Consider the following 23076-nt stretch of genomic DNA (forward strand, 5'->3'; position numbering starts at 1 on the left):
GGTGCGTTTGGGTTTTGTCAGTAAGTGTTAATCGGAGGTTTCTGAGGGAAGGTTCGAAACCGGGCCTTAGCCGATGGCCGCAGTTCTCAAACCGCCCGCAACAGGTTTTGCCTTTCAATTCCGGTCTGAGAGCTTCCAAAAGACCGCCCGGTGACCAAACTCTCCCGTAGATGACCCTGCGACAACTGACCCATCCGCGCTTACATCACTGGCGGAACTGAACCTTGTGCCGCCACGCTCTGGCAGCCATCCAAGAAACTCCATAGGCTTGTCCTTCGCCTTTACGAATGCAACTTCGCCCCCTGAACCCTTGACATACCCCACGACGGTCTCGTTCAGCTGGCTGATCGCACGCGCTCCCGTTTTCTTAACTTTGAACGCTGGCAACAACAGATCGGTGCCACCCTTGGAGCTCCAGTAAAATGCCTTAGTTTTGCTATTGCTGCCCGCTTCACCCACGATGATTGAGCCATCTGTTGAAGCATCGTGGGCATACCGTAGTTTTTCGCCTTGTACCGGCGCCAGCAGGACAACCCCCTCTGCATTGGTCCATCGGAAAGCACGGAATCCTACACGTCCAACGATAACCTTGCCGTCACCGCTGATACCAAGCGCGGCACTATCGCTGTTGAGTTCTTCGGTCCCGATGAAGGTCAGGCCGTCGTCTGCTGTCCACCGAAAGGCACTACGCCCCCCGATGCCGCCAACGCTGCCGACTATAACTGTGCCATCTGAACTTACTGCTGTTGCTCCGGTTTGCCTGTCCCCATCGACGTCACCGAGACTTATCATGCCCGTTTCTTTCGTCCAACGGAACGCACGCCAACCGGCTTCACTGTCACTCTTTCCCACAACAACTGAACCATCAGCACTAATACCCGTAGCTCTGCTTTCGGCACCTCCAGCCAGGACCCCCAAGCTGATCATTCCCTGCTCTTCAGTCCACAAAAAGGCGCGCTCTCCTTCCGAAGAGTCACTCACTCCTACGACGGTCAAACCATCTTCGCTTACGGCCTTCGCGAAGCTGCTTTCCCCGCCATCCAGAACTCCCAGATCGCAGATAACGGCTCCCTTGATGCTGCTATCAACTGGGGCACTGCAATCTGCGGCAGAGGCGTAGGAGCTTGGAACCAGCTGCGCCAGAGAAACTAAAGCAATCGCCCCCAGCTTGGGAAGAACCCTGAACATTCATAAACCTTTTTGGAAAAGAAAAGTGCAGGCCGTGCTGCATCCAATTTCGTATTAACAAAGCGAGATGACGTTTTCCACCCAGGGCTGCGTCAAACCTGCATTTTCACGTCAGGCGGTCTTGAAAACAAAAAAGGGGCCTCCCGAGAAAGACCCTTTCTATCAAGTATCAGGAGACCTGACTACTCGATGATCTTCAACGCAGCCTTGATACGAGCGTCTCGAGATCATCGCTTGCAAACAAAAAAGGGCGCCGCAAGGGCGCCCTTTCCGTTCGAACATTCGCTGGCGCGAATTACTCGGTGATTTTGGAAACGACGCCGGCGCCGACGGTGCGGCCGCCTTCGCGGATGGCGAAACGCAGGCCGTTTTCCATCGCGATCGGGGCGATCAGTTCAACGTCGAACTTCAGGTTGTCGCCCGGCATCACCATCTCGGTGCCTTCCGGCAGGGTCACGGTGCCGGTCACGTCGGTGGTGCGGAAGTAGAACTGCGGACGGTAGTTCGCGAAGAACGGGGTGTGGCGGCCGCCTTCTTCCTTGGTGAGGATATAGGCCTCAGCTTCGAACTTGGTGTGCGGCTTCACGGAGCCCGGCTTACACAGAACCTGGCCGCGCTCAACGCCGTCACGGTCGACACCGCGCAGCAGCGCGCCGATGTTGTCGCCCGCTTCACCGCGGTCCAGCAGCTTGCGGAACATTTCCACACCGGTGCAGGTGGTGGAGGTGGTGTCGCGGATGCCGACGATCTCGATCGCGTCGCCGACGTTGATCACGCCGCGCTCGACACGGCCGGTCACAACGGTGCCGCGGCCGGAGATCGAGAACACGTCTTCGATCGGCATCAGGAACGGCTGGTCAACCGCGCGCTCCGGGGTGTCGATGTAGTCATCAACAGCCGCCATCAGCTCTTTGATCTTCTCTTCGCCGATTTCCGGCTTGTTGCCTTCCATCGCCGCCAGAGCGGAGCCTGCAACGATCGGGATATCGTCGCCCGGGTACTCGTAGGAGGAAAGCAGTTCGCGGATTTCCATTTCGACGAGCTCGAGCAGCTCTTCGTCGTCGACCTGGTCAACCTTGTTCATGAACACCACCATCTTCGGGATGCCAACCTGGCGGCCCAGCAGGATGTGCTCGCGGGTCTGCGGCATCGGGCCGTCAGCTGCGTTCACAACCAGGATCGCGCCGTCCATCTGGGCCGCGCCGGTGATCATGTTCTTCACGTAGTCGGCGTGGCCGGGGCAGTCGACGTGCGCGTAGTGGCGGTTCTCGGTCTCATACTCGACGTGCGCGGTCGAGATGGTGATGCCGCGGGCTTTCTCTTCCGGGGCGCCGTCGATCTGGTCGTAGGCTTTGAAGTCACCGAAGTATTTGGTGATAGCCGCGGTCAGAGTGGTCTTGCCGTGGTCAACGTGGCCGATGGTGCCGATGTTGACGTGCGGTTTATTGCGTTCAAACTTTTCCTTAGCCATGATGGCCTCCTTTTGCTTCGAGGGAGGCCCGCACCACCTGCGAGCCCCCGTATTTTCTGACGCTTACGCGTATTTCGCCTGGATCTCTTCCGAGATGTTCTGCGGCACCGGATCGTAGTGATCGAACTGCATGGTGAACTGGGCGCGGCCCGAGCTCATCGAACGCAGGGTGTTGATGTAGCCGAACATGTTGGCCAGCGGCACAAAGGCGTCGATGGCGATGGCGTTGCCGCGGTTCTCCTGGCCGGACACCTGGCCGCGGCGGGAGGTCAGGTCGCCGATGATGCCGCCGGTGTATTCTTCCGGGGTGATCACTTCGACCTTCATGACCGGCTCGAGCAGTTTCGCGCCAGCTTTGCGCATGCCTTCACGCATGCCCATGCGGGCGGCGATTTCAAAGGCCAGAACGCTGGAGTCCACGTCGTGGAACTTACCGTCGATCAGGGCAACCTTGAAGTCGATCACCGGGAAGCCTGCCAGCGGACCGGAGTCCATGACCGACTGGATGCCTTTTTCGACACCCGGGATGTATTCCTTCGGAACCGCACCGCCGACGATACGGGATTCGAAGGAGTAGCCTTCGCCCGGCTCTGTCGGGGAGATGATCAGTTTCACCTCGGCGAACTGGCCCGAACCACCCGACTGCTTCTTGTGGGTGTAGGAATGCTCGACCTCTTTGGAGATGGTCTCGCGGTAGGCCACCTGCGGCGCACCGATGTTCGCCTCGACCTTGAACTCGCGCTTGAGACGGTCCACCAGGATGTCCAGGTGAAGTTCGCCCATGCCCTTCATGATGGTCTGACCGGACTCGATGTCGGTCTCGACGCGGAAGGACGGGTCTTCGGCGGCCAGACGGGCCAGACCCTGGGACATCTTCTCCTGGTCGGCCTTGGTTTTCGGCTCAACCGCGATCTCGATCACCGGATCGGGGAAGGTCATGGTTTCCAGAACGACGGGATCGTTGACGGCGCAGAGGGTGTCACCGGTGGTGGTGTCCTTCAGGCCTGCCAGCGCGATGATGTCGCCTGCGAAAGCTTCCGTGATTTCCTCACGGTTGTTCGAGTGCATCATCATCATCCGGCCAACGCGCTCTTTACGGCCTTTGGTCGAGTTCAGCAGGGTGTCACCCTTGTTCATCACGCCGGAGTAGATCCGGGTGAAGGTCAGGGAGCCGACGAAGGGGTCGTTCATGATTTTGAACGCCAGGCCGGAGAACGCCATGTCATCGTCCGCGCGGCGGGCAATGTTACGGACTTCTTCTTCGTCGCCGGGTTTGAAGCCCATGTAGTCGACAACGTCCAGCGGGCTGGGCAAGTAGTCGATCACAGCGTTGAGCAGCGGCTGAACGCCTTTGTTCTTGAACGCGGAACCGCCCAGGACCGGAACGAAGGCCAGTTCCAGGGTGCCCTTGCGCAGCAGTTTGCGCAGGGTCGGAACGTCGGGCTCTTCGCCTTCCAGGTAGGCTTCCATCGCGTCGTCGTCCATTTCGACGGCCGCTTCGATCATCTTGCCGCGCCATTCGTCAGCCATGTCTTTCAGGCTGTCGCGGATCGGAGCTTTGACCCAGGATGCGCCCAGGTCTTCGCCCTGCCACAGCCATTCTTCCATGTTGACCAGGTCAACCAGGCCTTCCAGCTCGTTCTCGGCGCCGATCGGCACACCAACCGGAACCGCGCGGGCGCCGGTACGGTCTTCGATCATGTTGACGCAGTTGAAGAAGTCAGCGCCGATCTTGTCCATCTTGTTGACGAACACCATGCGCGGAACCTTGTAGCGGTCAGCCTGACGCCACACGGTTTCGGTCTGCGGCTCAACACCGGCGTTGGCGTCCAGAACACAGACAGCACCGTCGAGAACCGCCAGCGAACGCTCGACTTCGATGGTGAAGTCAACGTGGCCGGGGGTGTCGATGATGTTCAGGCGGTGCTTCGGAGAGTCAGCGGTTTTGCCGTCTTCGGTGCGTTCCCAGAAGGTGGTGGTCGCAGCCGAAGTGATGGTGATGCCGCGTTCCTGCTCCTGCTCCATCCAGTCCATGGTGGCTGCACCGTCGTGCACCTCACCGATGTTGTGGGATTTGCCGGTGTAATACAGGATGCGCTCGGAGCAGGTGGTTTTACCCGCATCGATGTGCGCCATGATACCGAAGTTACGGTACAGGTTGAGGGGATATTCGCGTGCCATAGGTCTATGTCCTCCGGCTTACCAGCGGTAATGGCTGAAGGCTTTGTTCGCCTCGGCCATCTTGTGGGTGTCTTCGCGCTTCTTGACCGCGGTGCCACGGGACTGGACGGCGTCCAGCAGCTCGCCTGCAAGGCGCTCTTCCATGGTGTTTTCGTTGCGGTTGCGGGCGGCAGCGATCAGCCAGCGGATGGCCAGCGCTTCGCGGCGCTCAGGGCGGACTTCAACCGGAACCTGGTAGGTTGCACCGCCAACACGGCGGGAGCGGACCTCGACGGACGGTTTGATGTTGTCCAGCGCTTCGTGGAAGACTTCAACCGGAGCGCGCTTGATCTTGCCTTCGACGCGGTCGAACGCGTTGTAGACGATACGCTCTGCGACCGACTTCTTGCCGTCGATCATCAGGTTGTTCATGAATTTGGTCAGAACGCGGTCGCCGAACTTGGCGTCGGGCAGAACTTCGCGTTTTTCAGCGGCGTGACGACGTGACATATCAGCCTCTCCTTCTTACTTAGGACGCTTCGCGCCGTACTTCGAGCGGCGCTGCTTACGGTCTTTGACGCCCTGGGTATCCAGAACACCGCGCAGGATGTGGTAACGGACACCCGGAAGGTCTTTTACACGGCCGCCGCGGATCAGAACCACGGAGTGTTCCTGAAGGTTGTGGCTTTCACCGGGGATGTAGGAGATCACTTCGAAACCGTTGGTCAGGCGGACCTTCGCAACTTTCCGCATAGCGGAGTTCGGCTTCTTCGGAGTGGTGGTGTACACGCGGGTGCAGACGCCGCGCTTTTGCGGGCACTGCTCGAGGTGCTGGGACTTCGAAACTTTACGCTTCGGCTGACGCGGCTTGCGGATCAGCTGCTGGATCGTTGGCATTCAGGTATTCCCCGTTTAGCAACTTGTCATGCACGCCGGCGCGTGCGGGTGATTTCGCTGCACCTGTGCGTCCACAAGCGCAAAAACCGCAATCGCTCCCATTCCGAGGTGAGACGACGCGGTGTGTTTACAGAGGATCCGGGTGGTAAAAGTGCCCGGACCTTGAGCCACTGCAATTTTGAATTCGGCTGACGGAGAATACACTCCGGGTGCCGGATAGGCGCGCGTATATGGGGAGTCGCGGGGGTTGTCAACAGCAGCCGGGCACTGCGGACCCCGGCGGAACAGGACGGCACCCGCGCCGCTGTTGCCAGCAGGCGCACCACCCGCCATAGTTGCCGGCGCAGGCATTGGCAATACATGGATCTTCAGAATGCAAGTCATCGGGCTGTGCCGGTTTTCCTATCCGGCGCTTGGCGGGTTTCAGGTCGAGCATGACACCGTCGCAGAGCGGATCGCCTATCTCTACTCCGAGACACGGATGGAGGAGCGGTTCCGGCTGTTCGAAACTGTCGCCCTGCCCTCCCTGCTGGCGCAGACCGACGCCGATTTCGACCTGATCATCGTGATTGGTGACAGCCTGCCCCGGCATCACCGCGACCGCCTGAAGGATCTGACCGCGGATATGCCGCAGGTGCGGATCGTGGCTGAGCCGCCGCGCCGCCACCGCGAAGTGATGAAAGAAATACTGAACGCCGCCCGCCGCAATCCGGACCAGCCTTGCCTGCAGTTCCGCGCCGATGACGACGATGCGGTCGCGGCTGAGTTTGTCGAGCGTCTGCGGGAGACCGCGGCGGACTGCGCCGGGCTGCTGGAAAAGTCACCCACCACGGCAATAGACTTCAACCGGGGCTACATCGCCGAGTTCAGCGCTGATGGGATTTCGGCCTCGGAACCGGCGGTGCGGTCCTATTTCACGGCGGCGCTGGGAATGTATGCGGCTGGCGGCGTGCGCCAGACGATCATGAATTTCGGCCACCACCGCATCCACCATCATATGCCGTCGGTCACCATCACCGATGTGCCGATGTGGGTGCGCAGCCACAACACCTACAACGATTCCCGCCAGCGCAATGCAGGGGCTGAGGCCGTTGCGCCGCTGACCCCGAAACAGGAGCGGGAGTTCGCAACGATGTTCGGCATCAAGGCCGCCCATGTGCGCTCCGTTTTCACACCGCAGCTGAGCGGGTCCGGCGGCTGATCTGCCGTTCTCTGTAGAAGGTGAAGATCCCGGCCCCGGCAACAACCGCCGCACCCGCCAGCGTCAGCAGATCCGGCCATTCGCCAAAGACCAGCCAGCCCAGCAGCAGCGCCCACAAGAGCCCGCTGTAGCGCAAGGGTGCGATCACCGCGATCTCGCCCACCCGCATGGTCATCACCGAACACAGGTAGCCGCCGAAAATGAACAGGGCCGCCCCGCCCAGGATCAGCAGCTGCATCCCCGTCACCGGCTGCCACGGCACAGCAGCGGACATGGCAATGCCGAAGCCCAGCACCGACAGCGACGACGCCAGCGTTACCGTCATCGACGGCACCTCCGGCGGCATCCGCCGGGTGACCAGGTCGCGGGCAGTAATGCAGGCCACCGAGGCCAGCGCATAAAGCGCGCCCTCGCTGAAGCCCTCCGGCCCGGGCCGCACGATCAGCAGCATGCCGCAAAATCCCGCGGCAATCGCCGCCATCCGCCGCCAGCCCAGCGGCTCGCGCAGGAACAGCGCCGCGCTCAGCGTGACCGCCAGCGGCAGCACCTGCAGCACCGCGGTGACATTGGCAATCGGCATGCGCATCAGCGCGGTCAGGAACAGGTAGGTGGCCGACACTTCGCCGGCGCAGCGCAGCGCGATCATGCCCCAGGCGCGCGGCGGCAGCCGGAAGCGCAGCCCGCCCATGCGGCGGGCCAGCAGATAGATCAGGAAACTGGCAGCGATACCGCGGATGGTCAGGATCTGCGCCAGCGGCAGCGCGCCGCCGATCAGCTTGACCAGCGCATCGTTGAACGTATAGGCCGCCATCGCCCCGATCATCAGCAGCGCGCCTGTCTGATTGGCGGTCATGTCGGTTTCTCCTCTGACCCCGAAGATCTCTGGCATATGAACATCACTTCAACCTTCGCAGCAAGAAACACAACATCCGGCATGTTCCACTGACTTGTCCCTAAGACGGAGAACGGTTTTCCGAACCGCACCGAAGGGTTGCATGCCGCTTGAAACAAGCCATAATTTCCCGTGTTCCGTTCTTCAAAGGAGCCCTGGGCCTTGAAGCTTCATGATGCAATCCGCAGCCGCCCGGGCCTGTATTTGGGTGATTTGGCTGCGCTGGGAACGGCACGGCTGATCGGACTGGCAGCAGAACTTCTGGCGGCATTGGCAGCAAACCGGGATGACGTCCCCTGCTTCGCACACCATGCGTTCCTCGACGTGCGGCTGGAGGGGCGCACAGTGGCGGCAGTCCTCGATTTTCACCCGGAAGAGTGCCCCGGCATTTCCTCCCGCTGCGCCGCATTGCTCGAAAACCAGCACGATGTTTCGCCCGCCATGTTTGCCGGCAAAAAGGAGCCAAAAGCGCTGCTGGCCATGCTGATGGCGCTCTCTGCAGACCTTCGGGTATCCTATTCTCTAGGCAGCACCGAGGAAGCTGTCATTTCCAACCGCTCACTTGTCTTTCCTGCACAACCCGCTGCCCGGCAAGGCGCCTGGATCGCTGCGCATTTTCAATTCGTGGAACAAATTGATTCCAGCGGCCTTACACAGGATTATCTTGAAGGCTTCCTGCAAGGTGCAGCAATCATGCCGGGACTGCTGGTCCGCGATATCACGGTCATTTCAAGCTTCTGAAGTCGAACCGCTGCAACCGACGCTTTCCCGTGGTCAATTCCGGTTCAGAAAACGGGATTGAGTTCCGCACGGAAAGAAAAAAGCCCCCGCACCGGAGATGCGGGGGCTTTTCTTTTTTTCATCTGCCGCAGATCAGTCGCGGCTTTCCGGAGTATCGACCAGGTTGTCGAGACCTGCGTCCATCGCGTCTTCGTCCATCACCGGCGCAGCCAGGGCTGCAGCGGCTTCGGCTTCCTCGCGGCGGGCTTCCAGAACCACGTTGTCGCGGCCCTGCGCAATCGCGCGCACAGCCTGGGTCGCACCGCCGGTGCCGGCCGGGATCAGGCGGCCAACGATGACGTTCTCCTTGAGGCCGACCAGCTTGTCCTTCTTGCCCTGCACCGAGGCCTCGGTGAGAACCCGGGTGGTCTCCTGGAAGGAGGCCGCCGAGATGAAGGAGCGGGTCTGCAGCGACGCCTTGGTGATGCCGAGCAGGATCGGTTCGCCCTGAGCGGGACGCTTGCCGCGGGCAAGGGCCTTCTCGTTGGCGGCGTCGAACTCCTGCTTGTCCACGTGTTCGCCTTTCAGCAGCGTGGTGTCGCCAGAGTCCGAGATCTCCCACTTCTGCAGCATCTGGCGGACGATCACCTCGATGTGCTTGTCGTTGATCTTCACACCCTGCAGGCGGTAGACGTCCTGAACCTCGTCGATCATGTAGTTCGCCAGAGCCTCGACACCCATGATGGACAGGATGTCATGCGGCGCCGGGTTGCCGTCCATGATGTAGTCGCCCTTCTGGACAAAGTCGCCTTCCTGGACCGGAATGTGCTTGCCCTTGGGCACCATGTATTCGACGGCTTCCATCGCCTCGTCCGACGGCTCGATCGCGATGCGGCGCTTGTTCTTGTAGTCGCGGCCAAAGCGCACGTAACCATCGATTTCGGCGATGATCGCGTGATCCTTGGGACGGCGGGCTTCGAACAGTTCCGCAACGCGCGGCAGACCACCGGTGATGTCCTTGGTCTTGGCGCCTTCACGCGGGATACGCGCAACAACGTCGCCTGCCATGATGTGCTGGCCGTCTTCGACCGACAGGATGGCGTCCACGGACATCGGGTAGGTCAGCGGGTTGCCTGCGTCGTTGCGCACCGGCTCGCCGTTTCCGTCCACCAGGATGATCTCCGGCTTCAGGTCAGAGCCCTTAGGCGCCGCACGCCAGTCGATCACGATCTTCTGGGTCATGCCGGTGGCTTCGTCGGTCTCGTCGCGGACAGCCAGGCCCGAGACCAGGTCGACATACTTCGCGGTACCCGGCTTCTCCGCGATGATCGGCAGGGTATAGGGATCCCATTCGAACAGCTTGTCGCCGCGGGCAACAGTCTGGCCTTCCTTGACGAACAGCTTGGAGCCGTAGCCCAGCTTGTGGCTGGCGCGCTCTTCGCCGTGCTCGTCCTGGATGATCAGCTTCATGTTGCGGCCGACAACCAGGGTCTCGCCATTGGCGTTCTCCAGGGTGTTCGGCATCTCGAAGACGATCTTGCCTTCCTGAGACGCTTCCAGGAACGACTGCTGGCCGCCCTGGGCAACGCCGCCGATGTGGAAGGTCCGCATGGTCAGCTGGGTGCCGGGTTCACCGATCGACTGCGCCGCAATGATGCCGACGGCCTCGCCGGTGTTCACGCGGGTGCCGCGGGCCAGGTCACGGCCGTAGCACATGGCGCAGACGCCCTCTTCGCTCTCACAGGTCAGCGGCGAGCGGATGCGGGTCGACTGCACGCCGGCCTCTTCCACTGCGTCGGACATGCGCTCGTCGATCAGCTGGCCTGCGGCCACGATGATCTCTTCGGTGCCGGGGCGCTTGATGTCATCCGCAGCCACACGGCCCAGGATGCGCTCACCCAGCGACGCCACGACCTCGCCGTCGTTCACAGCCGCTTCGGCGGTGATCGCACGCTCGGTGCCGCAATCGATCTCGCGAACGATGCAGTCCTGCGCCACGTCCACCAGACGGCGGGTCAGGTAACCCGAGTTCGCCGTCTTAAGCGCGGTATCCGACAGACCCTTACGGGCACCGTGGGTGGAGTTGAAGTACTCCAGAACGGTCAGGCCTTCTTTAAAGTTCGAGATGATCGGGGTCTCGATGATGTCGCCGTTCGGCTTGGCCATCAGGCCGCGCATGCCGCCCAGCTGCTTCATCTGGGTAACCGAGCCACGCGCACCGGAGTGGGCCATCATGTAAACCGAGTTCGGTTCCATCACGGCGCCATTGTCGTCGCGCTTGTCAGCGGAGATGGTGCTCATCATCGCTTCGGTGACCTTGTCGTTACACTTCGACCAGGCATCGACAACTTTGTTGTACTTTTCGCCCTGGGTGATCAGGCCGTCCATGTACTGCTGTTCAAAGTCTTTCACCTGCTCGCGGGTGTCGTCGACGATGGTCCACTTGGTATCCGGGATCACCATGTCGTCCTTGCCGAACGAAATGCCGGCCTTGAACGCCTCGCGGAAGCCCATGGTCATGATCTGGTCACAGAAGATCACAGACTCCTTCTGTCCGCAGTAGCGGTAGACGGTGTCGATGACCTGCTGAACCTCTTTCTTCCGCAGAAGACGGTTGACCAGTTCAAACGGCGCCTTGGCGTTTTTCGGCAGCAGCGCACCCAGACGGACACGGCCCGGGGTGGTCTCGAAACGCTGGAGAACCTCGTTGCCTTCCTCGTCGATCTGGGTGATCCGCGCGGTGATCTTGGTGTGCAGATGCACTTCGCCGGCGTCCAGCGCATGCTGAACTTCGTCGATGGTGCCAAAGATCTTGCCTTCGCCGGGCATGCCTTCGCGTTCCAGGGACACATAGTAGAGACCCAGGATCATATCCTGCGACGGAACGATGATCGGCGCGCCGTTGGCGGGCGACAGAACGTTGTTGGTCGACATCATCAGGACGCGCGCTTCCAGCTGGGCCTCGAGGCTCAGCGGGACGTGCACAGCCATCTGGTCGCCGTCGAAGTCCGCGTTGAACGCCGAGCAGACCAGCGGGTGCAGCTGGATGGCCTTGCCTTCGATCAGCGTGGGTTCGAACGCCTGGATACCCAGACGGTGCAGCGTCGGTGCGCGGTTCAGCATCACCGGGTGCTCGCGGATCACCTCATCCAGGATATCCCAAACCTCGGGACGCTCCTTCTCAACCAGCTTCTTTGCCTGCTTCACGGTCGAGGACAGGCCCTTGGCCTCCAGACGCGAGTAGATGAAGGGCTTGAACAGTTCCAGCGCCATCTTCTTGGGCAGGCCGCACTGGTGCAGCTTCAGCTCAGGACCGGTCACAATCACCGAACGGCCGGAGAAGTCGACGCGCTTACCCAGAAGGTTCTGGCGGAAGCGGCCCTGCTTGCCTTTCAGCATGTCAGACAGCGACTTCAGCGGACGCTTGTTGGCGCCGGTGATGACGCGGCCGCGGCGGCCGTTGTCGAACAGCGCGTCAACAGACTCCTGCAGCATCCGCTTTTCGTTACGGACGATGATGTCCGGCGCACGCAGCTCGATCAGCCGCTTCAGGCGGTTGTTCCGGTTGATCACGCGGCGGTACAGGTCGTTCAGGTCGGAGGTCGCAAAGCGGCCACCGTCCAGCGGAACCAGCGGGCGCAGTTCCGGCGGGATGACCGGGATCACGGTCATGATCATCCATTCCGGACGGTTGCCCGATTCCAGGAAGGATTCCACGACTTTCAGACGCTTGATGATCTTCTTGGGCTTCAGTTCGCCGGTGGCTTCGGCCAGTTCGGCGCGCAGCGTTTCGGCTTCCGATTCCAGGTCGATCTGGGCCAGCATGTCACGGATCGCTTCAGCGCCGATGTTGGCGGTGAAGGCGTCCATGCCATAGGCATCCTGGGCGTCCATGAACTCTTCTTCGGTCATCATCTGGCCGTACTGCAGGTCGGTCAGACCCGGCTCGATGACGACGTAGTTTTCAAAGTACAGAACCCTTTCCAGGTCGCGCAGGGTCATGTCCAGCATCAGGCCGATGCGGGACGGCAGCGACTTCAGGAACCAGATGTGCGCAACCGGGGCTGCCAGCTCGATGTGGCCCATGCGCTCGCGGCGCACTTTCTGCAGGGTGACCTCGACGCCGCATTTCTCGCAGACGACGCCGCGGTACTTCATCCGCTTATATTTGCCGCACAGGCATTCGTAGTCTTTGATCGGGCCAAAGATGCGGGCACAGAACAGGCCGTCGCGCTCCGGCTTGAAGGTCCGGTAGTTGATGGTCTCGGGCTTTTTGATTTCGCCATAGGACCAAGACAGGATCCGTTCCGGGCTGGCCAGCGAGACTTTGATTTCATCAAAGACCTTCGGCGGGGTCAGCGGGTTGAACGGGTTGTTGGTGATTTCCTGGTTCATTTTGATACCTCAAATCTTGCGGAAGGGGGGAGCGGGAGAAGGGCGCGGGGCCCTTACTCCTCAACCTCCGCATCCAGGAGTTCCATATTCAGGCCGAGGCCGCGGACTTCTTTGACCAGAACGTTGAACGATTCCGGCACGCCCGCCTCGAAGTTATCCTCGCCCTTGACGATCGACTCATAGACCTTGGTCCGGCCGGCGACGTCATCCGACTTGACGGTGAGCATCTCCTGCAGGGTGTAGGCGGCGCCATAGGCTTCCAGAGCCCAGACTTCCATCTCACCAAAGCGCTGACCGCCGAACTGCGCCTTACCGCCCAGCGGCTGCTGGGTAACCAGCGAGTACGGGCCGGTGGAACGCGCGTGGATCTTGTCGTCCACCAGGTGGTGCAGTTTCAGCAGGTACTTGATGCCAACGGTCACAGGACGCGCGAACTGCTCGCCGGTGCGGCCGTCGAACAGGATCGACTGGCCGGACTGGTCAAAGCCCGCACGCACCAGGGCGTTGTTGACGTCATCTTCCTTGGCGCCGTCAAAGACCGGGGTCGCAATCGGCACACCGCGGGTCACGTTGCCTGCGGCTTCGATCAGCGTGTCCTCGTCCATATTGGCGATGCCTTCATCATAGACATCGTCGCCATAGGCGTGGTGCATCGCTTCACGGACCGGGGTCAGGTCGCCCGAGCGGCGGTATTCCTGCAGCGCGTCATCCACCTTGATGCCGAGGCCGCGCGCGGCCCAGCCCATGTGGGTCTCCAGGATCTGACCGACGTTCATACGCGACGGCACGCCCAGCGGGTTGAGGCAGAAGTCGACCGGGGTACCGTCGGCGAGGAACGGCATGTCCTCCATCGGCACCACTTTCGAGATCACACCTTTGTTGCCGTGACGGCCGGCCATCTTGTCGCCCGGCTGCAGCTTGCGCTTCACCGCGATGAAGACCTTGACCATCTTCATCACACCCGGCGGCAGGTCGTCGCCGCGGCGGACCTTCTCGACCTTGTCCTCGAAACGGGCGTCCAGAGCACGTTTCTGTGCTTCGTACTGCTCGTTCAGGGCCTCGACAACCTGGGCGTCCTGCTCATCCTCAAGGGCAAGCATCCACCACTGGCCGCGGGACAGGCTGTCCAGCAGGTCCTGGTCGATCGGGGCACCGGCGCGCACGCCTTTCGGGCCTTTGACCGCGGTCTTGCCCAGCAGCATACCGTGCAGGCGGGCATAGATGTTGCGGTCCAGGATCGCCAGCTCGTCGTCCCGGTCACGGGCCAGACGCTCGACTTCCTCACGCTCGATCTGCAGCGCACGCTCGTCTTTTTCCACGCCGTGGCGGTTGAAGACGCGCACCTCGACCACAGTACCGTAATCGCCCGGCTTCACGCGCAGCGAGGTGTCGCGCACGTCAGATGCTTTTTCACCAAAGATGGCGCGCAGCAGCTTTTCTTCCGGGGTCATCGGGCTTTCGCCCTTGGGTGTGATCTTGCCGACCAGAATGTCGCCCGGCTCCACATCGGCACCGATGTAGACGATGCCCGCCTCGTCGAGGTTGCGCAGGGCTTCCTCGCCGACGTTGGGGATGTCGCGGGTAATCTCTTCCGGCCCAAGCTTGGTGTCACGGGCGGCGACTTCAAACTCCTCGATGTGAACCGAGGTGAAGACGTCGTCACGCGCGATGCGCTCGGAGATCAGGATCGAGTCTTCGTAGTTGTAGCCGTTCCACGGCATGAACGCGACGACCACGTTTTTGCCCAGTGCCAGTTCACCCATATCGGTGGACGGGCCGTCGGCAATCACTTCGCCCTTCTGGACGGTGTCGCCCACCTTGACCAGAGGCTTCTGGTTGATGGTGGTGTTCTGGTTGGAACGCTGGAACTTGCGCAGACGGTAGATGTCAACGCCCGCGTCGCCCAGCTCCAGATCGGAGGTGGCCCGGATCACGATACGCTGCGCATCGACCTGGTCGATGATACCTGCGCGTTTCGCCTGGATCGCAGCACCGGAGTCGATCGCAACCTTCTCCTCGATGCCGGTACCGACCAGCGGCGCCTCTGCACGCAGCAGCGGAACCGCCTGACGCTGCATGTTCGAGCCCATCAGAGCGCGGTTGGCGTCGTCGTTTTCCAGGAACGGGATCAGCGAGGCAGCAACGGAGACCAGCTGCTTCGGCGACACGTCAATGAGGTCCACGCTTTCGCGCGGCGCCAGGGTGTAATCGCCGGACTGACGGGTGGAGACCAGCTCATTGATGAACTTGCCGCCTTCGTCCAGGGTCGCGTTCGCCTGCGCCACGGTGTGGCGCATCTCTTCGGTTGCCGACATGTAGTGCACTTCGTCGGTCACCTGGCCCTCGTTCACCACCCGGTAAGGGGTCTCGATGAAGCCGTATTTGTTGACGCGCGCAAAGGTCGCCAGCGAGTTGATCAGACCGATGTTCGGGCCTTCCGGGGTCTCAATCGGGCACATCCGGCCATAGTGGGTCGGGTGCACGTCGCGGACCTCAAAGCCGGCGCGTTCGCGGGTCAGGCCGCCCGGGCCAAGCGCCGACAGGCGGCGTTTGTGGGTGACTTCGGACAGCGGGTTGGTCTGGTCCATGAACTGCGACAGCTGCGAGGAGCCGAAGAATTCACGCACCGCGGCAGCAGCCGGTTTCGCGTTGATCAGGTCCTGCGGCATCACGGTGTCGATCTCGACGGAGGACATCCGCTCCTTGATCGCACGCTCCATGCGCAGAAGGCCGACGCGGTACTGGTTTTCCATCAGCTCGCCGACGGAGCGCACGCGGCGGTTGCCCAGGTGGTCGATGTCGTCGACATCGCCGCGGCCGTCACGCAGGTCGACCAGCGCCTTGATGCAGGCGACGATGTCTTCCTTGCGCAGGGTACGCTGGGTGTCCTCGGCGTCCAGTGCCAGGCGCATGTTCATCTTCACGCGGCCAACGGCGCTGAGGTCGTAACGCTCGCTGTCGAAGAACAGGGTGTCGAACAGCGCGGAGGCTGCCTCGACGGTGGGCGGCTCGCCCGGGCGCATCACGCGGTAGATGTCCATCAGCGCGCTGTTGCGGTCCAGGTTCTTGTCCTGCGCCATGGTGTTGCGCATGTAGGGGCCGACGTTGACGTTGTCGATGTCCAGCACCGGAATGTCGGTGATGCCCGCGTCCAGCAGCTCCTTCAGGGAACCGCCGATCAGCTCGCCGTCCTTGTCGTATTCCAGGGTCAGCTCATCACCGGCCTCGACATAGATCGCGCCGTTGTCTTCGTTGATGATGTCCTTGGAGACATATTTGCCGACGATGTGATCGAACGGAACCAGAAGGTCGGTGACAGAGCCTTCCTCGATCAGCTTCTTGACGGCGCGCGGGGTGACCTTCTTGCCGGCTTCGCAGATGATCTCGCCGGTGGCAGCGTCCACCAGGTCATAGGTCGGGCGGGTGCCGCGCACGCGTTCCGGGAAGAACGGGGTGACCCAGCCGCGGGATTTCTCCAGCTTGAACTGCACGGTGTTGTAATAGGCATCCATGATGCCTTCCTGGTCCAGGCCCAGGGCGTACAGCAGGGTGGTCACCGGCAGCTTGCGGCGGCGGTCGATACGGGCAAAGACGATGTCCTTGGCGTCGAACTCGAAGTCCAGCCAGGAGCCGCGGTACGGGATGATGCGGCAGGCGAACAGCAGCTTGCCCGAGGAGTGGGTCTTGCCCTTGTCGTGGTCGAAGAACACGCCAGGGCTACGGTGCATCTGGGACACGATCACACGTTCGGTGCCGTTCACGATGAAGGTGCCGTTCGGGGTCATCAGGGGCATGTCGCCCATGAAGACGTCCTGTTCCTTGATGTCCTTCACGGACTTCGCGCCAGTGTCTTCGTCGACATCAAACACGATCAGGCGCAGGGTGACCTTCAGCGGCGCCGAGTAGGTCATGTCGCGCTGCATGCACTCTTCGACGTCGTACTTCGGCTTCTCGAACGAGTATTTCACGAACTCCAGAACGGAGGTTTCGTTGAAATCCTTGATCGGGAATACCGACTGGAAAACACCCTTGATGCCTTCGCCGTCCAGCGGCTCAGCTGCATCGCCGGAGCGCAGGAAAAGGTCATAAGAAGATTTCTGCACCTCGATGAGGTTCGGCATCTCCAGCACTTCGCGGATTTTGCCGTAGTATTTGCGTAGACGTTTCTGGCCAAGGAACGATTGAGCCATGTCAGATGTCACCTTTCGAGTTCTCACCGGTCAAGGAAGCCGCCGGGCCCCGGCTCCTTGCCCATACGAGACAGCGCGTTCGGATCAATTCATGGCCACCGTCCCGAAGGCAGCCTCCCGATCCTTTGAACTCCGCCTAAGAAAACGCCTCTTGGATGAGGCCCTTTCTAAGACAGGTTCGGCTGGGCCCGGAAAAATCCGGACCCAGCCAAATTTCCGATGCATCAGAAATGCACCAGAGGCAGTGCTTAGGCCAGCTCGACTTCGGCGCCAGCTGCTTCCAGCTTGCCTTTGATGTCTTCTGCTTCGTCCTTGGACACGCCTTCTTTGATTTTGCCACCAGCTTCGACCAGTTCTTTGGCTTCTTTCAGGCCCAGGCCGGTGATGCCGCGGACTTCTTTGATCACGTTGATCTTGGAAGCGCCGGCGTTCTTCAGAACGACGTCGAATTCGGTCTTTTCTTCTTCAGCTGCACCGCCGGCGTCGCCGCCAGCTGCCATGACAACTGCGCCGCCAGCTGCGGGCTCGATGCCGTATTCGTCTTTCAGGATGGTTTTCAGTTCTTGTGCTTCCAGCAGGGTCAGACCCACGATGCTTTCTGCGAGTGCTTTCAGATCAGCCATTGTATCAGCTCTTTCCGTTTACAGTATGTGTGTTCCAACGTGCGGGATTTTTCCCCACGCCAGCCATTCAGTGCCAACCGCTTACGCAGCTTCCGCCTTCTCTTCGATGGTCGAAAGAATGCTTGCGATGTTGCTTGCAGGTGCGCCAATCGCGCCGGCGATGTTGGAAGCAGGTGCGCCAATGCAGCTTGCGATCTGAGCAATAAGCTCGTCGCGGGACGGCATTTTCGACACGGCTTCGACACCAGCACGGTCCAGAGCGTTCTCACCCATTGCGCCGCCAAGGATCTCAAACTTTTTGTTTTCCTTGGCGAAATCCTCGGCCACTTTTGCAGCGGACACGGGATCTTCGGAGTAGGTCAGAACGGTCATCCCCGTCAGCAGGCCGGCCATGCTTGCACACGGCTTACCCTCGAGGGCGATTTTGGCGAGCCTGTTCTTGGCAACACGCACGGAGCTGTTCGCGTCGCTTGCACGCGCGCGCAGATCCTGCATCTCGGCAACTGTCAGACCGGCGTAGTGAGCTACCACCACGACGCCAGAGCTTTCGAAGATCTGGCCGAGTTCCTCGACCACTTTCTCTTTCTGGGCTCTATCCACAGTTCTCTCCAAGTTAGGGATGCTTGCACATCCCGGCTCATATTTGCCGAACCAGATGGCCCGGCGTTCAGGTCCGTTTTACGGGATGAGCCAAAGTCGCCCGAGGGATTGAAAACCCTCGATCTTCCTGGTCTTACCCGTCTCAGGAGGGAAATTAAGGCCCGATCGAAAGGCCACCCACCATCTTGGACGAAATGAAATAAAGCGCACGACGAATCGCACGCTTTATCTCAAGGCCGTAGTTAGCCCCATTGACAGGGATTTCCAAGGGGCAAATCCACCTCAGGCGGCAATTTCCCGCGTGTCCAGGCGGCGGCCGGCAGCCCCGGCCCCGGACGCATGCGGTCACAGCCACAAGGGCGAGAGCGCACAGGCCGCCAGACCCGCCAGCGCCGCAGCCAGGATCACGCGGCAGATCAGGCGGAACCCTCCGCCGCTGTTCAGCAGTTCTTCGGTCTCGATCCGCCCTGTCACCCTGCAGATATACCCCGGAACCACATCACCCTCCCGGTGCGGGCAGGAGTTCCGCCAGGCATGCGATGCATAGCTTTGCGAAGCCCCCTCAGCGCCATGCACCTCCAGCACCGGCTGATACTGCCGGTAGCGCTCCAAGTCCCCCTCGCTATCTGCCCTCTCAGCCCACTGGACACGCACCTGCGCAACATGCACAAACGCCCGTTCAGCGGTCTTCAGGAATTGCCGCCTGCTGAGCGCGGCAATGCCCAGAATGGTTCCGGCGCACAGGGCCGCAACCGACAAGAATATTGCAAGCCCAACCATCAGATCTCCACCTGCACCTCCTCCCGGCTGGAAGAGGTCAAAACAACATCAAAGAAAGAAGCAAAACAAAAGAAGGCCCGGCAGGATCAGATCCGCCGGGCCTCCTGACTTCAACTGTACGCCCGATTACTCGGTGACAGCGTTGTCCACGTCAACCGTGATGCCCGGACCCATGGTCGAGGACAGGTTGATCTTTTTCATGTAGGCGCCTTTTGCGCCGGCCGGCTTGGCCTTGGCCACAGCCGACACGAAGGCACGGACGTTCTCGACCAGCTTGGCTTCGTCAAAGGACGCTTTGCCGACGCCGGCATGCACAACGCCGCCTTTTTCCGCTTTGAACTGGACTTCGCCGCCCTTGGCTGCTTCCACGGCCGCTTTCACGTCCATGGTCACGGTGCCGACTTTCGGGTTCGGCATCAGGTTGCGCGGGCCCAGGATTTTGCCCAGACGGCCGACGACCGGCATCATGTCCGGGGTGGCGATGCAGCGGTCAAAGTCGATCTTGCCGCCCTGGATCGCTTCCATCAGGTCTTCTGCGCCGACGATGTCTGCGCCAGCCGCGGTGGCTTCGTCCGCTTTCGGGCCGCGGGCGAAGACTGCAACGCGCATGTCTTTGCCGGTGCCGTTCGGCAGGCCGACCACGCCGCGGACCATCTGGTCTGCGTGACGGGTGTCAACGCCCAGGTTCAGGGCGATCTCGACGGTTTCGTCGAACTTCGAGGTTGCGTTGGCTTTCACCAGGGCAACTGCTTCTTCCACGGACAGGTTTTCTTTGCCTGCGAAAGCTTCGCGCGCGGCGCGGGTGCGTTTACCGAGCTTTGCCATCTTACTTCACCTCGATGCCCATGGAGCGGGCGGAGCCCAGGATGATCTGCATTGCCGCGTCGATGTCGTTGGCGTTCAGATCTTTCATCTTGGCTTCGGCGATTTCTTTCACCTGGGCCACGGACACGGTGCCGACGGTTTCCCGGCTCGGGTTGTTCGCGCCGGATTTCACCTTGGCCGCCTTCTTCAGGTAGTAAGACGCGGGCGGCGTCTTGATGTCCATGGTGAAGGACTTGTCCTGATAGTAGGTGATCACGGTCGGGCACGGCGCGCCGGGCTCCATGTCTGCGGTCTTGGCGTTGAACGCCTTGCAGAATTCCATGATGTTGATGCCGCGCTGACCCAGGGCCGGGCCGACGGGCGGAGAGGGGTTTGCCTGACCTGCAGGAACCTGCAGCTTCATCGAACCAACAAGCTTCTTAGCCATTTGGTTTTCCTTTCAACGAGGACGGAACGCGTTCCGCCCGGAGAATGTTGCGTGGTCGGATTTCAGGATCGCGATCCCTTGATCTCCCACGAGAGAATCTCGCCCGAAGACGATAGAGGCGGCGTTTACAGGGGAATGCGGGGGTTGGCAAGTGGGCCGGCAGGAATTCGGATACAGCCACTTGCCCCCTCTTACGGATGTTCTTCCCGCCGGGCCAGCCGCTTCTCATACTGCTCAGTAATTTCCGACCACTTACCTAAAAGAGCCACAAATTGCCCCTCTCTGTCGAGAGAGAGTGCAATTGAAAGCTCCTCCTTGAGATCCATTAAAGCAACACGCCAGGGCTTCGCCGGGTCGAGCAGAATTCCGGTTGGCCACTCGTGAAAATCCTGCCTCAAGCTATTCATCAGCGAGCTTAGATAGGCCCGCCGGTACTTTTCGGAACTTGGGGCTCCTTGAAACGCGAGACGAAAAAAGTCTACCTCCGAACGCTGCTCCATCTGCTCGCGAAGAGCCGGCCTCGCATAAAGGTTTTGCGCGTATTTTCCGAGCAGATAACTGGCCTCTGCTTCGCCTCGGTCAAATCCGGATTGTAAGGCTGGAAAAACAATATCCTCGTAAATCTCGTGCCGTATCCGGCCTGAGCCGTTTAGCGGCAACTGCTCCAGGTAGTTGTGGGTCCAAACCGTTTTGGCTTCCAAACTGGAAACAGCTTCAACAAGCTTCAGCACAGCCTGCTTTGACTTTTGCCTCAACCCGAGCGCATCAAAACGCAAGAATTGCTCTAGCGCATCATCGGCTGATTGGCTGCGGGTTTTCGGCTCGGACATTACTTCCTAGTTAGATCTGACTCAACCTAAAGGCAACGACCTCCTTATTGTTAAGCAGTCAAAAAAACGCCGCGTTGAACCCAACGCGGCGCCTTAAATTCCACTGGGGGGCTTATCACCCTTGTTTGGTCATCTGGGTGAAGTCCAGATCCACCCGGCTCTCGCGGCCAAGGACCGGCGCGGCAGCCTTGAGCTTTCGGATGCCCCTGGCCTCTTCGGCCGTACCGGCGAAATCTTCGAACCGGCCGCCGTGCACCGTCCCGCCAATCCCGGCACAGATCAGGCTGCGCCGTGGCTTCTCCGGCGCGGCGCGGACACCCGGGCGCGGCCCCGCCGGGTGATCCGCCTTCTGCACTCCGCCGTAGATATCAAAAGAGGAGGAAGAGACGCCCGTGGAACACGCACCCCCGCACTGGCCGGAAGGATGGACGGCCGAAACAATCCGCCGCAGGATTTTCCGCCCCCGGCTGTGCGCGTGCGGATGGCAGGCGCAGCCTGCGCAACGCTGATTGCGTATCAAACCATCCGGAAGTGAAACCGGCGCAAAGGCAGCTGTTATGATTGACGTACAAAATGAAGACGCAAACGGCACCGCTGAGCACCGGGCGCTGGTTGTCGGCGCCTCAGGCGGCATAGGGGCCGCCCTCTCCGCCGCGCTCAGGGCCAGGGGCGCGGACGTGACCACCCTGTCCCGCTCCGCTGACGGCTTCGATGTGACCGATCCGGCCAAGGTGGGGTTTCACATGGACCGGCTTCGCGGCCCCTTCGGCACTGTCATCGTCGCCTGCGGCATTCTGGCCCCGGACGGCGGACAGCCGGAAAAGTCGCTCGACGATATCGATGCGGCCAGCATGGCACGGGTTCTCGCCGTCAATGCCATAGGCCCGGCCTTGATTTTGCGCCACCTGCCCCGCCTCCTGCCGAAAAGCAGCCGGTCGGCGGTCGGCATACTGACCGCCCGTGTCGGCTCTATCGGCGACAACCGGCTCGGCGGCTGGTACAGCTACCGCGCGGCCAAGGCCGCGGCCAACCAGATCGTGCATACTGCCGCCATCGAAATCGCAAGGAAGCGCAAACAGGCCACTGTTGCCGCCCTGCACCCCGGAACAGTGGAAACACAATTCACGAGGAACTATCCGCATCATGCGAAGGCAACACCGGAAGAGGCAGCTGCGAACCTCCTGTCGGTTCTGTACGGGCTGACACCGGCCGACAGCGGCGGCTTCTTTGACTGGGCCGGAAATCCTGTACCATGGTGACCCCGCCGCGCCTCGGCGCTCCAAAAATGAAAACGCCGCGTTGAACCCAACGCGGCGCCTCAAATTCCACTGGGGGTCTTATCACCCCTGTTTGGTCACCTGGGTAAAGTCCAGCTCGACCGGGGTCTCGCGGCCGAAGATCGACACGGTGACCTTGAGCTTCTGGTTGTCCTCGTCGACCTCTTCGACCATGCCGTCGAAATCTTCGAACGGGCCGTCGTTCACCTTCACCTTCTCGCCCACCTCGTAGTGGATCAGGGTGCGCGGCGCCTCGACGCCTTCCTCGACACGGCCCAGGATGCCCTGCACCTCTGCGTCGCGCATCGGCATCGGGCGGCCCTGCGGGCCCAGGAAGCCGGTGACGCGGTTGATCGAGGAAATCAGGTGATAGCCGCGGTCGGACATTTCCATATGCACCAGCACGTAGCCGGGCATGAAGCGACGCTCGGTCGAGACCTTCTTGCCGCGGCGGATCTCGATCACCTCCTCGGTGGGGACCAGAACCTCGTCGATCTCGTCCTCAAGGCCCTGTTCTGCGACCGAGGTGCGGATCTGCTCTGCGATTTTCTTTTCGAAGTTCGAAAGAACGCTGACCGAATACCACCGTTTCGCCATGAA

19 protein-coding genes are annotated in these 23076 nt (G+C 61.0%); 3 read left to right on the top strand and 16 right to left on the bottom strand.

The genetic code is table 11. The features are described from left to right. Positions 1-114 precede the first annotated feature (114 nt). The 5 genes from N6L27_RS12060 to rpsL form a co-directional block, all read right to left on the bottom strand. The gene (locus N6L27_RS12060) at positions 115-1188 is read right to left on the bottom strand and encodes a hypothetical protein (protein WP_271907503.1); all 1074 of its coding nucleotides are present in this window, start codon (positions 1186-1188) and stop codon (positions 115-117) included. A gap of 295 nt (positions 1189-1483) precedes the next feature. Further along, a complete protein-coding gene (gene tuf, locus N6L27_RS12065) occupies positions 1484-2659 on the bottom strand; it encodes an elongation factor Tu (RefSeq protein ID WP_271907504.1) in 1176 nt (391 codons plus the stop codon). A 63-nt stretch (positions 2660-2722) separates the two neighbouring features. Continuing rightward, complete coding sequence (gene fusA / locus N6L27_RS12070; RefSeq protein WP_271907505.1) at positions 2723-4840, bottom strand: elongation factor G; 2118 nt, start codon at positions 4838-4840, stop codon at positions 2723-2725. Between the two features lie 18 nt (positions 4841-4858). Further along, positions 4859-5329, bottom strand: coding sequence for a 30S ribosomal protein S7 (gene rpsG / locus N6L27_RS12075; protein ID WP_019298618.1), 471 nt, complete (start codon positions 5327-5329; stop codon positions 4859-4861). Between the two features lie 15 nt (positions 5330-5344). Beyond that, the gene (gene rpsL / locus N6L27_RS12080) at positions 5345-5716 is read right to left on the bottom strand and encodes a 30S ribosomal protein S12 (RefSeq protein WP_008204009.1); all 372 of its coding nucleotides are present in this window, start codon (positions 5714-5716) and stop codon (positions 5345-5347) included. A 373-nt stretch (positions 5717-6089) separates the two neighbouring features. Here rpsL and N6L27_RS12085 point away from each other — a divergent pair, with 373 nt between their 5' ends. Then, entirely contained in the window at positions 6090-6917 is an 828-nt protein-coding gene (locus N6L27_RS12085) for a putative rhamnosyl transferase (RefSeq protein WP_271907507.1), read from the top strand. Here N6L27_RS12085 and N6L27_RS12090 read toward each other — a convergent pair. After that, positions 6886-7770 (bottom strand): DMT family transporter, encoded by an 885-nt coding sequence (locus N6L27_RS12090; protein ID WP_271907508.1) that lies wholly within the window; start codon positions 7768-7770, stop codon positions 6886-6888. The genes N6L27_RS12085 and N6L27_RS12090 overlap by 32 nt on opposite strands. A 243-nt stretch (positions 7771-8013) precedes the next feature. On the opposite strand from N6L27_RS12090, the gene N6L27_RS12095 reads away from it, so the two are divergent. Then, a complete protein-coding gene (locus N6L27_RS12095) occupies positions 8014-8550 on the top strand; it encodes a hypothetical protein (RefSeq protein ID WP_271907509.1) in 537 nt (178 codons plus the stop codon). Positions 8551-8682: 132 nt separating this feature from the next. Here the strand turns inward: N6L27_RS12095 and rpoC are convergent, their stop codons facing one another. The 9 genes from rpoC to N6L27_RS12140 form a co-directional block, all read right to left on the bottom strand. Beyond that, a complete protein-coding gene (gene rpoC / locus N6L27_RS12100) occupies positions 8683-12924 on the bottom strand; it encodes a DNA-directed RNA polymerase subunit beta' (RefSeq protein WP_271907511.1) in 4242 nt (1413 codons plus the stop codon). 53 nt (positions 12925-12977) lie between these two features. After that, positions 12978-17114, bottom strand: coding sequence for a DNA-directed RNA polymerase subunit beta (rpoB, locus tag N6L27_RS12105; RefSeq protein ID WP_271907513.1), 4137 nt, complete (start codon positions 17112-17114; stop codon positions 12978-12980). Between the two features lie 248 nt (positions 17115-17362). Continuing rightward, complete coding sequence (rplL, locus tag N6L27_RS12110; protein WP_058286637.1) at positions 17363-17737, bottom strand: 50S ribosomal protein L7/L12; 375 nt, start codon at positions 17735-17737, stop codon at positions 17363-17365. A gap of 81 nt (positions 17738-17818) precedes the next feature. After that, a complete protein-coding gene (rplJ, locus tag N6L27_RS12115; protein ID WP_029205089.1) occupies positions 17819-18337 on the bottom strand; it encodes a 50S ribosomal protein L10 in 519 nt (172 codons plus the stop codon). Between the two features lie 345 nt (positions 18338-18682). Continuing rightward, entirely contained in the window at positions 18683-19117 is a 435-nt protein-coding gene (locus tag N6L27_RS12120; RefSeq protein WP_271907515.1) for a hypothetical protein, read from the bottom strand. Positions 19118-19243: 126 nt separating this feature from the next. Beyond that, positions 19244-19942 (bottom strand): 50S ribosomal protein L1, encoded by a 699-nt coding sequence (gene rplA, locus N6L27_RS12125; RefSeq protein ID WP_039187479.1) that lies wholly within the window; start codon positions 19940-19942, stop codon positions 19244-19246. 1 nt (position 19943) lies between these two features. Then, positions 19944-20369, bottom strand: a complete 426-nt coding sequence (rplK, locus tag N6L27_RS12130) for a 50S ribosomal protein L11 (protein ID WP_039134872.1) — start codon at positions 20367-20369, stop codon at positions 19944-19946. A 191-nt stretch (positions 20370-20560) separates the two neighbouring features. Then, a complete protein-coding gene (locus tag N6L27_RS12135; protein WP_271907518.1) occupies positions 20561-21199 on the bottom strand; it encodes a hypothetical protein in 639 nt (212 codons plus the stop codon). 115 nt (positions 21200-21314) lie between these two features. Beyond that, positions 21315-21554, bottom strand: coding sequence for a hypothetical protein (locus N6L27_RS12140; protein ID WP_271907519.1), 240 nt, complete (start codon positions 21552-21554; stop codon positions 21315-21317). A gap of 202 nt (positions 21555-21756) precedes the next feature. Here N6L27_RS12140 and N6L27_RS12145 point away from each other — a divergent pair, with 202 nt between their 5' ends. Beyond that, positions 21757-22458, top strand: a complete 702-nt coding sequence (locus N6L27_RS12145) for an SDR family NAD(P)-dependent oxidoreductase (protein WP_271907520.1) — start codon at positions 21757-21759, stop codon at positions 22456-22458. An 81-nt stretch (positions 22459-22539) separates the two neighbouring features. Here N6L27_RS12145 and nusG read toward each other — a convergent pair whose 3' ends face one another. Continuing rightward, positions 22540-23073 carry a transcription termination/antitermination protein NusG gene (gene nusG, locus N6L27_RS12150; protein WP_039150217.1) on the bottom strand — a complete coding sequence of 178 codons (534 nt, stop codon included), beginning with the start codon at positions 23071-23073 and terminating at the stop codon, positions 22540-22542. Positions 23074-23076 lie beyond the last annotated feature (3 nt).

Origin of the sequence: Leisingera sp. SS27 (assembly GCF_028368855.1) — a bacterium.
In the GTDB taxonomy this organism is placed as follows: Bacteria; Pseudomonadota; Alphaproteobacteria; order Rhodobacterales; family Rhodobacteraceae; genus Leisingera.

Excerpts from the sequence above, each read along its gene's own strand:
- rpoC (WP_271907511.1), bottom strand. The coding sequence starts at position 12,924 with ATGAACCAGGAAATCACCAACAACCCGTTCAACCCGCTGACCCCGCCG.
- rpsG (WP_019298618.1), bottom strand. The coding sequence starts at position 5,329 with ATGTCACGTCGTCACGCCGCTGAAAAACGCGAAGTTCTGCCCGACGCC.
- N6L27_RS12135 (WP_271907518.1), bottom strand. The coding sequence starts at position 21,199 with ATGTCCGAGCCGAAAACCCGCAGCCAATCAGCCGATGATGCGCTAGAG.
- nusG (WP_039150217.1), bottom strand. The coding sequence starts at position 23,073 with ATGGCGAAACGGTGGTATTCGGTCAGCGTTCTTTCGAACTTCGAAAAG.
- N6L27_RS12090 (WP_271907508.1), bottom strand. The coding sequence starts at position 7,770 with ATGACCGCCAATCAGACAGGCGCGCTGCTGATGATCGGGGCGATGGCG.
- tuf (WP_271907504.1), bottom strand. The coding sequence starts at position 2,659 with ATGGCTAAGGAAAAGTTTGAACGCAATAAACCGCACGTCAACATCGGC.
- fusA (WP_271907505.1), bottom strand. The coding sequence starts at position 4,840 with ATGGCACGCGAATATCCCCTCAACCTGTACCGTAACTTCGGTATCATG.
- rplA (WP_039187479.1), bottom strand. The coding sequence starts at position 19,942 with ATGGCAAAGCTCGGTAAACGCACCCGCGCCGCGCGCGAAGCTTTCGCA.
- rplL (WP_058286637.1), bottom strand. The coding sequence starts at position 17,737 with ATGGCTGATCTGAAAGCACTCGCAGAAAGCATCGTGGGTCTGACCCTG.
- rplK (WP_039134872.1), bottom strand. The coding sequence starts at position 20,369 with ATGGCTAAGAAGCTTGTTGGTTCGATGAAGCTGCAGGTTCCTGCAGGT.
- N6L27_RS12085 (WP_271907507.1), top strand. The coding sequence starts at position 6,090 with ATGCAAGTCATCGGGCTGTGCCGGTTTTCCTATCCGGCGCTTGGCGGG.
- N6L27_RS12060 (WP_271907503.1), bottom strand. The coding sequence starts at position 1,188 with ATGTTCAGGGTTCTTCCCAAGCTGGGGGCGATTGCTTTAGTTTCTCTG.
- rpoB (WP_271907513.1), bottom strand. The coding sequence starts at position 17,114 with ATGGCTCAATCGTTCCTTGGCCAGAAACGTCTACGCAAATACTACGGC.
- rpsL (WP_008204009.1), bottom strand. The coding sequence starts at position 5,716 with ATGCCAACGATCCAGCAGCTGATCCGCAAGCCGCGTCAGCCGAAGCGT.
- N6L27_RS12145 (WP_271907520.1), top strand. The coding sequence starts at position 21,757 with ATGATTGACGTACAAAATGAAGACGCAAACGGCACCGCTGAGCACCGG.
- N6L27_RS12120 (WP_271907515.1), bottom strand. The coding sequence starts at position 19,117 with ATGGTTGGGCTTGCAATATTCTTGTCGGTTGCGGCCCTGTGCGCCGGA.